At 72.6% G+C, this 13,615-nt stretch carries 11 protein-coding genes; 4 read left to right on the top strand and 7 right to left on the bottom strand.

The genetic code is table 11. The features are described 5' to 3' along the window. Window positions 1-18 precede the first annotated feature (18 nt). Together ACYSUO_RS37365 and ACYSUO_RS37360 are read right to left on the bottom strand one after the other, a co-directional pair. On the bottom strand, window positions 19-216 hold the full coding sequence (locus ACYSUO_RS37365) for a hypothetical protein (RefSeq protein WP_461780655.1): 198 nt from the start codon (window positions 214-216) through the stop codon (window positions 19-21). Window positions 217-352: 136 nt separating this feature from the next. Next, on the bottom strand, window positions 353-961 hold the full coding sequence (locus tag ACYSUO_RS37360; protein ID WP_461780654.1) for a TetR/AcrR family transcriptional regulator: 609 nt from the start codon (window positions 959-961) through the stop codon (window positions 353-355). Between the two features lie 140 nt (window positions 962-1,101). Here ACYSUO_RS37360 and ACYSUO_RS37355 point away from each other — a divergent pair, with 140 nt between their 5' ends. Continuing rightward, window positions 1,102-2,571 carry an APC family permease gene (locus ACYSUO_RS37355; RefSeq protein ID WP_461780653.1) on the top strand — a complete coding sequence of 490 codons (1,470 nt, stop codon included), beginning with the start codon at window positions 1,102-1,104 and terminating at the stop codon, window positions 2,569-2,571. Between the two features lie 533 nt (window positions 2,572-3,104). Further along, entirely contained in the window at window positions 3,105-4,679 is a 1,575-nt protein-coding gene (locus tag ACYSUO_RS37350) for an amidohydrolase (protein ID WP_461780652.1), read from the top strand. Window positions 4,680-4,715: 36 nt separating this feature from the next. Here ACYSUO_RS37350 and ACYSUO_RS37345 read toward each other — a convergent pair whose 3' ends face one another. Both ACYSUO_RS37345 and ACYSUO_RS37340 read right to left on the bottom strand, forming a co-directional pair. Continuing rightward, the gene (locus tag ACYSUO_RS37345; RefSeq protein ID WP_461780651.1) at window positions 4,716-5,552 is read right to left on the bottom strand and encodes a phosphatase PAP2 family protein; all 837 of its coding nucleotides are present in this window, start codon (window positions 5,550-5,552) and stop codon (window positions 4,716-4,718) included. 75 nt (window positions 5,553-5,627) lie between these two features. Next, a complete protein-coding gene (locus ACYSUO_RS37340; RefSeq protein WP_461780650.1) occupies window positions 5,628-6,674 on the bottom strand; it encodes a LacI family DNA-binding transcriptional regulator in 1,047 nt (348 codons plus the stop codon). A 316-nt stretch (window positions 6,675-6,990) separates the two neighbouring features. Between ACYSUO_RS37340 and ACYSUO_RS37335 the strand changes: the two genes are divergently transcribed. Then, a complete protein-coding gene (locus tag ACYSUO_RS37335; RefSeq protein ID WP_461780649.1) occupies window positions 6,991-8,607 on the top strand; it encodes a SpoIIE family protein phosphatase in 1,617 nt (538 codons plus the stop codon). A 440-nt stretch (window positions 8,608-9,047) separates the two neighbouring features. Continuing rightward, the gene (locus ACYSUO_RS37330) at window positions 9,048-9,395 is read left to right on the top strand and encodes a 5-carboxymethyl-2-hydroxymuconate Delta-isomerase (RefSeq protein WP_461780648.1); all 348 of its coding nucleotides are present in this window, start codon (window positions 9,048-9,050) and stop codon (window positions 9,393-9,395) included. A gap of 1,452 nt (window positions 9,396-10,847) precedes the next feature. On the opposite strand, the gene ACYSUO_RS37325 is transcribed toward ACYSUO_RS37330, so the two are convergent. From ACYSUO_RS37325 to ACYSUO_RS37315, 3 genes are all read right to left on the bottom strand, one after another. Beyond that, a complete protein-coding gene (locus ACYSUO_RS37325; RefSeq protein ID WP_461780647.1) occupies window positions 10,848-11,564 on the bottom strand; it encodes a TetR/AcrR family transcriptional regulator in 717 nt (238 codons plus the stop codon). A gap of 68 nt (window positions 11,565-11,632) precedes the next feature. Further along, the gene (locus ACYSUO_RS37320) at window positions 11,633-12,712 is read right to left on the bottom strand and encodes a PDR/VanB family oxidoreductase (RefSeq protein WP_461780646.1); all 1,080 of its coding nucleotides are present in this window, start codon (window positions 12,710-12,712) and stop codon (window positions 11,633-11,635) included. Then, window positions 12,709-13,590: a metal-dependent hydrolase gene (locus ACYSUO_RS37315; RefSeq protein WP_461780645.1), complete on the bottom strand. Its 882-nt coding sequence runs from the start codon at window positions 13,588-13,590 to the stop codon at window positions 12,709-12,711. Before ACYSUO_RS37315 ends, ACYSUO_RS37320 begins: the two co-directional genes overlap by 4 nt. Window positions 13,591-13,615 lie beyond the last annotated feature (25 nt).

The raw sequence follows: 13,615 nt of genomic DNA, 5'->3' as shown, positions 1-13,615 counted from the left end.
GTGGAGCGGGCGGCCCGGTTACGCTACCTTCGCCGACGTTGTCGCCGACAGCCACGGCAGGCCGGAAGGCCCCCGGTGGGCGCGCGCCATCGCCGCGGCCGTCACCTCGTCGTCGGGCGCGTGCTTGCGCTGCAGTGCGCCGAAGGGGTGGGACTCGTCGCCCGGAGCCGCCACCCTCGCGCCCGCCGTGCCCTTGCGTACCGTTGCCGTTGCCATGAAACCGGCCCTCCATCCGTACCGTCGAGGTCTGGACCTCCGACGATCCCCTCGGACGGGCCGCGACGGCAGATGCCATCGGTCGTGAACCCGCGGGACGAACGTCCCGCCGCCCTACACGACCCCTACACGCGCCCTACGCGTCCAGCAGTACCCGGCACCGCGCCACGAACCCGGTGAGCGCCAGCTCGAACGCCGCGTCCGTGCGCCCCTCGGGCCCCGCGCCCAGGGCCCGTTCGAGCAGCGGGGTCAGCCCCTCCTCAGTCGGCTCCCACATCGCGTCGGGCGCCGCCATGTCCAGCGCCGAACCAAGCACCATGTTGTCCAGGGCGATGATCACCGGCATCACGTCCGGCAGCGCGAACCCCGCGTCGAGCAGCAGCGCCACCGCCAGCTCGTACTGCGCGAGCACCCGGGGCGCCCGCACCGGGTGCGTCGTCAGGAGCGGGATCGCCTTGGGGTGCGCGGCGAACGCGGCACGGTAGGAGCGGGCCCACCCGGCGATCGCCTCGTCCCACGGGAGGCCCGAGGTCAGCGGCGTCTCGTCGATCGCGGAGCAGATCCGCTCGCGCAGCAGCTCCACGATGCCGTCGCGGCCCTCCACGTGGTGGTAGAGCGAGCCCGCCTGTACGCCGAGCCTGCGCGCCACCTGCGGCACGCTGAACTCGCCGTTCTCGTCGACGATGCCGAGCGCCGCCGTGGTGATCCGCTCCCGGTCGAGGAGGGGTGTGCGCGGCCGCCCCATCCAGATCCCTCCTCAGTGGCTCCACAAAATCGGGTCTTCCCGTATGCCCAACGGGAGGTTACATTTCGAAAATCAAAAGCCTTTAGATTTACGCCCGTCCGCCGCAGTGCGGGCCGTCCTCCAGAGGGGCTTCCTGCCGCATGCCCGTGACCTCCCCGAAGACGAAGACGAAGACGAAGACGCGGACGAAGACCGCACCGCCGAGCGCGCCGACCGGCCTTCGCACCGGCACCCTCGGCACGTCCGACATCTCGTTCTTCGTGATCTCCGCCGCCGCCCCGCTCACCGTCATGGCGGGCGTCGCGCCCATCGCCATCTCCCTCGGCGGCGTCGGAGCGCCCGCCGGATACCTGCTCGCCGGCATCACCCTCGCCGTCTTCGCCATCGGCTTCACCGCGATGAGCCGCCACGTCACCGGCGGCGGCGCCTTCTACTCGTACATCACGCAGGGCCTCGGCCGGCCGGCCGGAATCGGGGCGGCGCTGCTCGCGATGGTCGGCTACAACGGCATGGAGATCGGCGTCTACGGGCTCCTCGGCTCGGCGACCCAGGACACCGTGCACTCCCTGTTCGGCGCGGACGTGCCCTGGCTGCCGGTCTCCCTCGTGGGCCTGGTCCTGATCTGGTACGGCGGTTTCCGCTCGATCGACTTCGGCGCCAAGGTGCTGGGCGTCCTGTTGGTCGCGGAGACGGGCATCCTGGTCCTGCTCGCGGGCGGCGTGCTCCTCAAGGGTGGCGCGCACGGACTCTCCCTGGCCTCCTTCGCGCCCGGCAACGTCCTCGTGCCCGGCACGGCCGCCGTCCTCGCCTTCGCGTTCGCCGCGTTCACCGGGTTCGAGTCGACCGTCATCTACCGGCGCGAGGCCCGCGACCCGGACCGTACCGTGCCCCGCGCCACGTACATCGCGGTGGCGTTCCTCGGCCTCTTCTACGCGTTCACCGTCTGGATCGCCATCCAGTCCTTCGGCGACGCGGAGGTCGTCAAGGCGGCCGGCAGCGACCCGGCGAACCTCTTCTTCACCGCGATCACCACGTTCGTCGGCGGCTGGGCGGCGGACCTGATGCACGTCTTCATCGTCACCAGCGTCATCGCCTCGCTCCTCGCCTTCCACAACGCGATCAACCGGTACGCCCTTGCTCTCGCCGACGAGGGCGTGCTGCCGCGCGCCGTCGCCCGCATCCACCCCAAGCACCGCTCGCCGTACGTCGCCGGGCTCGCGCAGACCGTTCTCGGCGCGGTCGTCGTGCTCGGGTTCTGGGCGGCCGGGGCGGACCCGTACGACCAGCTCCTCCTGTGGGTCAACACCCCGGGAATGCTGGGCCTGATGGCCCTCCAACTCCTCGCGGCGCTCGCGGTCCCGTTCTTCTTCCGCCGGATCACGCACCAGGAGGGCGCGCTGCGAACGGTGGCCGCGCCGGTCGTGGCGACGCTGCTCCTGGCAGTGGCGATCGGGTTGGTCGCCACCCACATCGACCTCTTCACGGGCGCGTCCCCCCTGATCAACTGGATCCTCCTGGCAGTGGCCCCCGCGGTCTTCGTCCTAGGCCTGGCCCTGGCCTGGCGCCTACGCCGCTCCCGCCCGGAGGTCTACGCCCGCTTCGGCCAGTGACGGCGTTGCGCCCACGGGGCTCCGCCCCGGACCCCGCGCCTCAATCGCCGGCGGGGCTGAAAGATCGGGGCTCCGCCCCGGACCCCGCGCCTCAATCGCCGGCGGGGCTGAAAAGAACGGGTCTCCGCCCCGGCCCCACGAGTCTCGCCCCAAGCGCGACTCGAAACGCCCACCCGCCCCGCAGGGATCTGCTTTTCAGGGGCGCGGGGAACTGCGCAAAAAACCCAGCCACAGCCAAGACCGCACCCGCGCACGCGAACGGCACTTCGATAGGGGCGCGGGGAACTGCGCAAAGACCCGGCCACAGCCAGAACCGCACCTGCAGACGCGACAGCACCTGGTTAGGGGCGCGGCGAACTGCGCAAAAAACCCAGCCACAGCGAAACCCGCACCCGCAGGCGCGACAGCACTTCGATAGGGGTGCGGGGAACTGCGCAAAAGACCCGGCCGCAACCAGAACCGCACCCGCCGACGCGAACCGCACCTCCCACCCGCCCCTGCGCACCCCGAAACCGAACGGAGTCACCCGCACCATGCCATCCGCCGACCTCCTCCTCACCAACACCCACATCCGCACCCTCGACCCCACCCAGCCGGAGGCAACCGCCCTGGCCGTGGTGGACGGCCGTATCGCGGCGGTCGGTGACACGGACGACCTCGTACGGGACTGGTCGGGCCCGGCCACGGAACGGCTGAACCTCGAAGGCGCCCACGTGGTGCCCGGCCTCGTCGACTCCCACAGTCACCCCGTCTGGGGCCTGGAGATGGCGACCGGCGTCGACCTCAGCGGCGTACAGGACCTCGACGCACTCCGAACCGCCCTGCGCACAGCGGACCGGCTCGGCGGATGGGTCGTCGGGTGGGGGCTCGACCACAACGCCTTCGAGGGCCGGCCCATCCACCGCGAGCTGATCGAGGACGTGCTCGGCGGCGCGCCCGCCTTCCTGCGCCTGTACGACGGCCACTCCGCGCTGGTCAGCGGCGCCGCCCTGGACGCCGCCGGGATCACCGGGCCACGGTCCTTCGCCCAGCGGGCCGAGGTCGTCTGCGACGGCGAGGGGCGGCCCACCGGGTACCTCGTCGAGCACGCCGCCATGGACCTCGTGTACGAGGTCGCGCCCCGGGCCTCGGACCAGGACCGCCGCGCCGGCCTCGTCGAGCTGCTGAGCACCATGGCCGCCACCGGCCTGACCGGCGCCCACGTCATGGACGGGTCGGGGCTCGATCTGCTCGCCGCCGTCGAGGAGGAGACGGAGCTGCCGATGCGGCTCACCGTCTCGCCGTGGTGCATGCCGGGCGTGGACCGGGCCGGGCTCGACGAGCTCGTCGAGTTGCAGAAGCGGGGCGGGCGGCGCTGGACGGTCGGCGGCGTCAAGTTCTTCATGGACGGCACCGTCGAGGGCGGCACCGCCTGGCTGGAGCACGCCGACTGCCACGGGCAGGGGACGGACGCGTTCTGGCCGGACCCGGCCGCGTACAGCGCCGCCGTACGTCACCTGCACGCGGCCGCCGTACGCACCGCGACGCACGCCATCGGTGACGCCGCCGTACGGCACGCCCTCGACACCATCGAGGCGCTCGGCGCGAGCGGCCGGGACGCGCACCGCATCGAGCACATCGAGTCCGTGCCCGACGACACGATCCCGCGGTTCGCCGCGCTCGGCGTCGCCGCGTCGATGCAGCCCCCGCACACCGCGTACACGAAGGGCGACCACAGCGACGAGTGGTCCAAGCGGCTCGGTGACGCGCGCGCCGCCCGTGCCTGGCGCACCCGTGACCTGCGGGACGCGGGCGCCGTGCTCGCGCTCGGCTCGGACTGGCCGATCGCCCACTACGACGCCCGGAAGGTGCTCGCCATGGCGCGCGTGCCGGAGGGCGCGGCCGGGCCCGCACAGGGGCTCACCGGCCTCGAAGCGCTGGAGGGCGTCACCTCGCACGCGGCGATCGCCGCAGGTCAGGCGGCGGAAGGTGGACGTATCGCGGTCGGCCTGCGCGCGGACCTCACCGTGCTCGGCCTCGACCCGGTCACCGCCCCCGCGGACGAGGTAGCCGAGGCCCCCGTCGTCCTCACCATGACGGACGGCCGGATCACGCACCGGGGCGCCTGAGCCCAAAGGAACGGGGGCGCCCAGCGCCCCCGTTCCCTACGCCTTGACCGGCATCAGTGGTGGCGCCACGAGCCGGGGCAGCGCGTAAGGCAGCGCCCCGTACCAGGCCCGCGCCACCGCGAACCCGAACGCCAGGCACAGCACGCCGCCCACCGCGTCCAGCCAGAAGTGGTTCGCGGTCGCCACGATGACCACCAGGGTCAGTACCGGGTACGCGAGCCCGAGGACCCGCACCCACGGCACCGAGGCCAGCGCGAAGATCGTCATGCCGCACCACAGCGACCAGCCGATGTGCATCGACGGCATCGCCGCGTACTGGTTCGACATGTTCTTCAGGTTGCCCGAGGCCATCGAGCCCCAGGTCTGGTGGACGGCGACCGTGTCGATGAAGCCGGCGCCGTTCATCAGGCGCGGCGGCGCCAGCGGATAGAAGTAGTAACCGACGAGGGCGACCGCCGTCGTTGCGAACAGCGCGAGACGGGTCGCCGCGTAGCGGCCGGGATGGCAGCGGAACAGCCACACCAGCACGCCCAACGTGATGACGAAGTGCAGTGTCGCGTAGTAGTAGTTCATGCCGACGATGAGCCAACTCACCGAATTCGCGGCATGGTTGACTGCCTGCTCGACGGCGATGCCGAGACTGTGCTCGGCCCGCCAGATCCAGTCGGCATTGCGCAGCGCCTGTGCCTTCTGCTCCGGGACCGCGTTACGGATCAGGGAGTACGTGTAGTAACTCACCGCGATCAGCAGGATCTCGAACCAGAGCCGCGGACGCCGCGGCACCCGAAGGCGACGCCCGGCGCGGTCTTCCGCGATGGGTGACGGTGTGGCCTTTTTTCGGCCTTCACGTGTCGTCACGGTCGATTCACCCATAGGCACAGAGTCTGCCAGATTCCGACCCCCCGACCGATCATCCCTTGGGCGGGTCACGGGCGCACCCGCTACGCCCTACGGACGAGGCCGAACCCCTACGGACACCGCTGCTGACGCGGCCGTGGACCCCCGCACCACCAGCTCCGGCATGAATACGAATTCGCATCGAGGTGCGGGCGTGCCGCCGACCTCTTCGAGCAGCGTGTGCACCGCCGCCTGACCCATCGCGTGCACCGGCTTACGGATCGTGGTCAGCGGCGGATCGGTGAACGCGATCAGCGGAGAGTCGTCGAAACCGACCACGGAGACGTCCTTCGGCACGTCCATGCCGCGCTCCCGCACCGCCCTGATCGCGCCGAGCGCCATCATGTCGCTCGCGCAGACCACCGCGGTGCAGCCCCGGTCGAGCAGCGCGGAGGTCGCGGCCTGCCCGCCCTCCAGTGTGTAGAGGGAATGCTGGACGAAGTCGTGCTCTATCTCGTCCTCGGGCAGGTCCAGCCGCTCCGCCATCGTGCGTACGAAGCCCTCGATCTTCCGCTGTACCGGCACGAAGCGGCGCGGACCCACGGCCAGGCCGATCCGGGTGTGGCCGAGCGAGAGCAGATGCGTCACGGCGAGCCGCGACGCGGCCCGGTCGTCCGGCGAGATGAAGGGCGCCGCGACCGTCGGCGCGTACCCGTCGACGAGTACGAAGGGGACGCCCTGGCCGCGAAGGCGTTCGTAGCGCTGCGGGTCGGCGGTGGTGTCGGCGTGCAGCCCGGAGACGTAGATGATGCCGCTGACGTCGCGGTCGACGAGCATCTCCGTGAGCTCGTCCTCGGTGGAGCCGCCGGGGGTCTGGGTGGCCAGGACCGGCGTGTAACCCTGCCTGGTCAGGGCCTGCACCACGACCTGGGCGAGGGCGGGGAAGATCGGGTTCTCGAGTTCCGGGGTGATCAGTCCCACGAGACCCGCGCTGCGCTGCTTGAGGCGTACGGGGCGCTCGTAGCCGAGCACGTCGAGGGCGGCGAGGACGGACTGGCGGGTGGCCGCGGCGACCCCCGCCTTCCCGTTGAGCACACGGCTGACGGTCGCTTCGCTGACCCCCGCTTGTGCTGCGATGTCGGCAAGGCGTGCGGTCACGGGACGCGACCTTACCCGTCACTCGCCGCATTGCCCACCGAACGGGAAGTACCGGGCGGGCAAGCCGGGTTGGGCCACCGCCACCCGGAACGGTGAACCGGACGAAGGGCAGGTCGCGGAGGGGTTGTCCGGCGGTAGTTTGTTCCGGCGAGCCGAGGGTCCTTCTGACGGGTCGGACCGGATGCGGGTGGCCGCACGTGTTCGGTGTCGGCGAGCGGGATCCGAACGGGTGTCGGGCCCCCCGCGACTCCGGAAAGACCCGTCGGAAGGGCCCTAGGGGGGCCCGCGCCGCTCCGTTTCCCCGAGGGGCCTGCTCGTGAACGCCAAGGTTCAGAGACCTGGGACCGACGTCGGCTGCACCGTCCTGGTGGTCGACGACAGTGCCGCAAGTCGGTACGCGCTGGGCGCCGTCCTGAGCCGGGCGGGGCATGTCGTCGTCCCGGTCGGCTCCGCGGGCGAGGCCCTCGTCGAGCTCGACGTGCGGTTGCGCGCGGGGGAGCTGCCCGATGTGGCGCTCGTGGACGTGGGCCTTCCCGACCTCAGCGGGTTCGAGCTGTGCCGCAGGGTCAAGGCGCTGCCCTCGCTCGCCGGGATCCCCGTCGTGCACTTCTCCGCCCGGCCCTCCGCGCCGGTGGACCGCTGCCGGGCGCTCGACGCGGGCGGCGAGGCCTATCTGACGGTGCCCGCCGAACCGGAGGAGATCCGCGCCGTCGTGCGTGCCGCGATCCGCGGGGCCCGCGAACTCACCGACACCCAGGCCCAGTTCGACCACCTCACGCTGCTCTCCCGGGTCGTCCTCGAAGTGCAGGGCGCCCGCGACCTCGCCGACCTCGCCCGGACGGCGGCCGCCGCGACGGCCCGGCTCACCGGGGGCGACGCCGCCGTCTTCGTCCTCGGGGACCGCGGCGCGGTGCACACGGGCCTGTCCCGGAGCGTGGCGGCGCCCGCGGGACCCGACGCCGCGGCGCGCGAGCGGGCCGTCGAGCTGGTGCGGCGGATCAGCTGCGGGCCCGGCGGCGTGCGCACCACGCTGAGGCTCGGGGCCGCTTGGCCGCAGGCGTACTTCGGGCCCGGCGGCGCCCGGCTCACCCTCTCCCGCACCCGCGACGGCCGGCTCCCCGTCTGTCTGGCCACGCCCGACTTCGCCGACCCGGACGGCAGGACGGGGCCGCTCGTCGCCCAGCTCGCCCGCGCCATCGCGCTCGCCGCGGAACCCCTCGTCATGTACGAGCAGGAGCGGCATGTCGCCCACACGCTGCAACAGAAATTCCTGCCCTCGGTGTTGCCCGCCTTCGCCGGCCTCGACGTCGACTTCCGCTACGAACCCGCCTCCCAGGAGGTCGAGATGGGCGGCGACTTCTACGCGGCGCTGCCCACCCCCGAGGGCGTGCTCGTCGCCGTCGGCGATGTCGTGGGGCACTCGCTCGACGCGGCCACGGTGATGGTCGAGCTCCGGCACGCGCTGCGCGCCTACTGCCTGGAGGACCCGCGCCCCGCCCACCTGGCGACCCGCCTCGACCGGCTGCTCCAGCACTACCACCCGCAGCTCACCGCCACGCTGTGCCTCGCCCTCGTCGACCCCGCGACGGGCCGTACGAGGGTGGCCAACGCGGGGCACATCCCGCCGCTGATCGTGCCGGTCGGCGGCGCGGCGCGGTACGCGGACGCGGCGGGGCCGCTGCTCGGGCTCGGCCTGCCGCACCCCGAACCCACCGTGCTCGACCTCGCGCCCGGCGCCCGCCTCCTCATGGTCACCGACGGCCTCGTCGAGACCCGCGGCATCGACCTGTCCGTCTCCATGGAGGAACTGCGCCTCGCCGCCGCGGACGCGCCTGCCGCGCCGGGCGCCCTGTGCGATGCGCTCCTCGCGAGGTTCGGGCGTGATCGGGCGGATGACATTGCGTTGTTGGCGGTGCGGCGGGGGGTGGGGTGAGGGGCGGCTGGGGGCCGGGGGCCGGGGGGGCGGGTGTTCGGGGGTGTGGGGTGTTCCGGGGTGAGCGGGTGGCGGGGCCGGGTGTTTGGGGGTGTGGCGTGCTTCGAGGTGCGCGGGGGCCGGGTGTTTGGGGGCGTGGCGTGTTCTGGGGTGAGCGGGGGCCGGGTGTTCGGGGGTGTGGCGTGCTTCGAGGTGTCCGGGTGTCGGGTGTCCAGCGGTGCGGTGTGCTCTGCGGTGCGGTGCGCTTCGGGGTGTCCGGGGGCCGGGTGCCGGGTGTTCGGGGGTGTGGCGTGATTCGCGGTGTTCGGTGGTGCGGTGTGCTTCGCGGTGTGCGGCGGTGCGTCCGCTGAGCGGGACGTGATTGTGCGGTCGGGGGCTTCCGGGTGAAGGTTGGCGCCGACACGCGTGCGCGCACGCACCACGACACCTCGGAGGGCCCCATGCCGCAGATCACCGTCGACCACTCCGCGGACCTCGACGACCGCCTCGACCGGGCCGGGCTCGCCGCGGCCGTGCACCAGGCGGCCGTCGACACCGTGGCCGCGCGCATCCCCGCGTGCAAGACGCGGTTCCGCGAGGTCGGGACCACGGTGGTCGGGGAGGGGCCCGCCTCCCTCGTGCACGTGGAGATCGCGCTGTTGGCGGGGCGTACGGAGGAGGCGAAGACGGCGCTCGTCGAGGCGGTTCTGGCGGCGCTTCCGGTGCACGTCAAGGAGCCGGCGGGCGTGCATTTCTCTGCCGAGGTGCGGGACTTGGAGCCGACGTACCGCTCCGCGGTTGGCGCCTGACGTCGGGAGCGGGCTACCCGTTCCTACGCCACGGGGCTCCGCCCCGGACCCCGCTGCTCAAACGCCGCAGGGGCTTGATTGGCCCACCTGCCGCGGGGGTTGAATGCCCCGCCACCCGTCGGTGATCGCCCAGCTCCCGCCCATCTCCCACCCACCCGCCCCCTCCGGGGGCATCGGCCCGACGGGGTGCCGCCACCGCCTTGGGTGATCCGCCGTCGGCCATGGCCCCCGCCCTGCCGTGGCCGACGCCGCCCCAACCTCCGCCAGCCGCGGCTCCCCACCCGCAGCGGTTCGACGCCGCCCCGCCTTGGGTAACGCCACCACGGTTCCCCGCCCTCTGCGGTCGACCGCACGCGCCTCGGGCAATCCACCGCAAGCGCGGCTCCCCACCCATTACGGTCGACGCCCGCCGACTCGGGGTAACGGCAACCCCAGCCCCCCACCCGTCGCGGTCGACGCCGCACCCCGCCTTGGGTAACCGTCAGCCACGGCTCCCCACCCCTGGCGGTTGACCGCAACTTGCCTTGGGCGATCCGCCTCAACCCCGGTTCCCCACCCGTGACGGTCGACGCCCACCGGCTCGGGGTAACGCCGACCCCGGCTCCCCACCCTCTGCGGTCGGCCGTCGTCGCCTTGGGCAATCTGCCGCCTGGGGCGGCAGGGTGGGCAAGGCGGCGCCCCGGTGCAGCGCACCCCTTACGACGGGCCCGACCCCGGCACAGCGAGGGGGCCCCGGACGGGCCGAAGTCCCCGGAGGGGGCGGGCGGTGGGAGGTGAGCAGGGACCGGCACAGCCGGACACGGGACGGCTCCGCGGACCAGCCCCGCAGACGCCTGACCCCGCAACGACCCGAGCCCAAGTACCGTCCCCGGACCCCGGACGGGCCGAAGTCCCGTAGGAGGCGGGTGGGTGGGAGATGACCGGGCACCGGCGCAGCCGGACAGGGGCCGGTGCCGTGCGCTGAGCGCGAGGGCGTCCGCCCCGGCGCAGCCGGACAAGGACCGGCGCCGCGCATCGAATGCAGGGGCGCCCACCCCGGCAAAGCCCCAAGACCCGGTGCCGCGTACCCCTTACGACGGGCCTGGCCCCGGTTCAGCGACCGGGCCCCGGGACGGGCCGAAGCCCCCGGAGGGGGCGGGTGGGTGGGAGATGAGCGGGCACCGGTGCAGCCGGAAGGCTCCGGTGCCGTGCGCCGACTGCGAGGGTGCCTACCCCGGCGCAGCCGGACAAGGACCGGTGCCGCGCGCCGAATGCAAGGGCGCCCACCCCGGCAAAGCCCCAAAACCCGGTGCCGCGCACCCAGGACGGGAGGCGCCGACCACGGCACGGTCAGACCCCGGTGCCGCGTAAGGGTGGGGATGACGTCGACCACGGCACGGTCATGCCCCGCGCAACGGCGGGACGACGTCGACCACGGCACGGCCCCGGTGCGGCTACCCGGGGAGGTCGGGCTCAGCCCGCCGCCGCAGGGACCCCGGGGGACGGAGCCAGCGCCGCGAGGCGGGTGATGAGGGCCGCGAAGGGGCCGTCCACCGGCTCATCCGCGAGGATGTGGCGCAGGAGACCCGCCATCTCCTCGTCGTACGCCGCACTCACCGCCGCAAGCGCCGCGAAGTCATGGACGAGCTGAAGCTGCAGCTCCGAGCGCGGAATCCGCCGCCCGTCCAACCAGATCAACGCCGTCGACTCGGCGAGCGATATCCAGGACCGGACGACGAGTTCGAGGCGGGCGGAGGGCACCGCCACCCGCAGATGCGCGAGGATCTGCACGTACGCCGCCTGCCGGACGGAGTCGATCAGCGCGTTCGTCGCCGACGAGCCGACCGCGGGCCCACCCCGCATCAACGCGGAGAACCCCGGCCCGTGCTGATCCACGAAGTCGAAGTAGCGGCCCATCACACGCAGCAGCCGCGCCCCGAGCGGCCCCTCCTGCGGCTCCTCGAACCGCTCGGCGAGATCCTGCGCCGCCCGCCTCAACGCGGCCTCGTACAGGCTGAGTTTGCCCGGGAAGTAGTGGTAGACCAGCGGCCGCGAGATGCCCGCTGCGGCCGCTATCTCGTCGATGGAGACGTCATCGGGGGAGCGGTTGCTGAACAGTTCGAGTGCGACCCCGATCAACTGTTGCCGCCGCTCCTCGACTCCCATCCTGCGCCGCACCCCGGTAGTCATGCCGAACACTCTACCGAGCGATTCCGGCCTGCCAACCGCCCCCCGCGCACCGCCCCCGCCCGACCGCACTAGAGGTCGAGAACCAGACGCCCGCCGCGGGCCCGCGAAACGCAGATCAGCATCGAGTCGGCGCGCTCGGCATCCGTGAGCAACTCGTCGCGATGCTCGATCTCCCCTTCCAGGACGCGCTGTTGGCACGTTCCGCAGAAGCCCTGCTCGCAGGAGTACGGGGTCGCGGGCACGGCCGAGCGGACCGCGGCGAGCACCGTCGTGTCGGCGGAGACGTCCACCACTTTGCCGCTGCGGCGCAGCTCGACCTCGAACGGGCCGTTGCCCTCGGTCGAATTGCGTGGCGTGAACCGTTCGCTGTGCAGAGTGCAGTGTTTGGGGAGGGTCGCTTCCACCGCCGCCATCAGGCCCTCGGGTCCGCAGCAGTACACGGCCGTGCCGGGCGCGGTGTCCGCGAGCGCGGCGGCGAGGTCGGGCCGCCCGTCCTCGTCCTCCGCCACGACCGTGACCCGGCCCGCGGCCCCGCCGCCCAGCTTCTCCACGTCCTCCACGAACGGCATCGAGGCCCGCGACCTGCCCCCGTACAGCAGCTTCCAGTCGGCGCCCCGCGCCGCGGCCTCCCGCAGCATCGGCAGGATCGGGGTGATGCCGATGCCGCCCGCGACGAACACGTACGTGGGTGCCTCCGCGTCGAGCGGGAAGCGGTTGCGCGGCCCGCGCACCTCGACCTCCATGCCCTCGCGCACCTGCTCGTGCACCTCGCGCGACCCGCCGCGCCCGCCCTCGTCCGCCGGGACGATCCGCGTGGCGACGGTGTACGACGACGTGTCCTCGGGGTCGCCGCACAGCGAGTATTGCCGTACGAGCCCGGAGGGGAGTACGAGATCGAGGTGTGCGCCCGGTCGCCATGGAGGCAAGTCCCGTCCCTCCAGGCGGAGTTGTACGACGCCATCGGCCACCTGCTCGTGCCGCGTGACGAGCAGGCTCAGCGCGCGGGCCCGCGGCCGGCCCGACGTCGGCTCCTCCAGCGCGGGCATCGGCCACAGGGGCGAGCGCTGCACACGCCGCCGCATGGCCCGGCGCACGACGTACGCGGCCCCGGCGACGACCACGGCCTTGCGCAGCGTACGGCCGTTCATCGAGCGGCTCCTGTACGGGTTTCGGCGGCGGTGGCCGCGGGCGACGAGGCGAGATAGGCGACGGCCTGCTCGGTGTCGCCCTCCTGGTCGGGGTGGTAACTCCGGCTCAGATAGCGGGGGATGGACCGCGCCATGGCCCCGGTCGTCGGCAGCACGCCCCGCTTGCCGCTGCGGTAGAAGTCCTTCCAGGTGGCCTTGCCGTCGAGCAGCGTCGGGTCGTTCTCCATGAAGAACCGTGCGCCGCGCTGCCACAGGAAGACGAGCGCGGTGAAGGCGGTGGCCCAGGTGCGCACCCGGCGCCGGTAGCTGCCGTCGAGGTGCTCGAACAGCTCGAAGGCCACCGCCCGGTGCTCGACCTCCTCCGCGCCGTGCCAGCGCAGCAGGTCCAGCATCGTGGGGTCGGCGCCGCGCCGGTCCAACTCCTCCGCGTTCAGCACCCAGTTGCCGAGGAACGCGGTGTAGTGCTCGATCGCCGCGATCAGCGCGACCCGCTCCATCAGCCACCACTGCCGCGCCCTGCCCGGCGGCAGCGTCCGGTCGGCGAGCAACTTCTCGAAGAACCAGTCGACTTGGGCGGTGTACGGCGTCGGGTCGAGCCCCTGCTCGCGCAGGTGCGGAAGCACCTCGTCGTGCGCCTGCGAGTGCATGGCCTCCTGGCCGATGAACCCGATGACGTCCTCGCGCAGCCGCTCGTCCGTGATGTACGGCAGCACCTGCTTGTAGACGTGCACGAACCAGCGTTCGCCGGCCGGCAGCAGGAGGTGCAGGACGTTGATGGTGTGCGTGCTGAACGGGTCGTCCGGCAGCCAGTGCAGGGGCGTCTTGTCCCAGGCGAACGACACCTGGCGTGCCTTCAACGGGACGCGCGTATTAGACATGGCGTCAATGTACTGACGGGTAGGA

The organism is Streptomyces sp. UC4497 (genome assembly GCF_054871485.1).
This window is presented reverse-complemented; position numbering and strand designations above follow the sequence as displayed.

Coding starts and splice junctions, on each gene's coding strand:
- ACYSUO_RS37365 (WP_461780655.1), bottom strand. CDS start 216: ATGGCAACGGCAACGGTACGCAAGGGCACGGCGGGCGCGAGGGTGGCG.
- ACYSUO_RS37360 (WP_461780654.1), bottom strand. CDS start 961: ATGGGGCGGCCGCGCACACCCCTCCTCGACCGGGAGCGGATCACCACG.
- ACYSUO_RS37355 (WP_461780653.1), top strand. CDS start 1,102: ATGCCCGTGACCTCCCCGAAGACGAAGACGAAGACGAAGACGCGGACG.
- ACYSUO_RS37350 (WP_461780652.1), top strand. CDS start 3,105: ATGCCATCCGCCGACCTCCTCCTCACCAACACCCACATCCGCACCCTC.
- ACYSUO_RS37345 (WP_461780651.1), bottom strand. CDS start 5,552: ATGGGTGAATCGACCGTGACGACACGTGAAGGCCGAAAAAAGGCCACA.
- ACYSUO_RS37330 (WP_461780648.1), top strand. CDS start 9,048: ATGCCGCAGATCACCGTCGACCACTCCGCGGACCTCGACGACCGCCTC.
- ACYSUO_RS37325 (WP_461780647.1), bottom strand. CDS start 11,564: ATGACTACCGGGGTGCGGCGCAGGATGGGAGTCGAGGAGCGGCGGCAA.
- ACYSUO_RS37320 (WP_461780646.1), bottom strand. CDS start 12,712: ATGAACGGCCGTACGCTGCGCAAGGCCGTGGTCGTCGCCGGGGCCGCG.
- ACYSUO_RS37315 (WP_461780645.1), bottom strand. CDS start 13,590: ATGTCTAATACGCGCGTCCCGTTGAAGGCACGCCAGGTGTCGTTCGCC.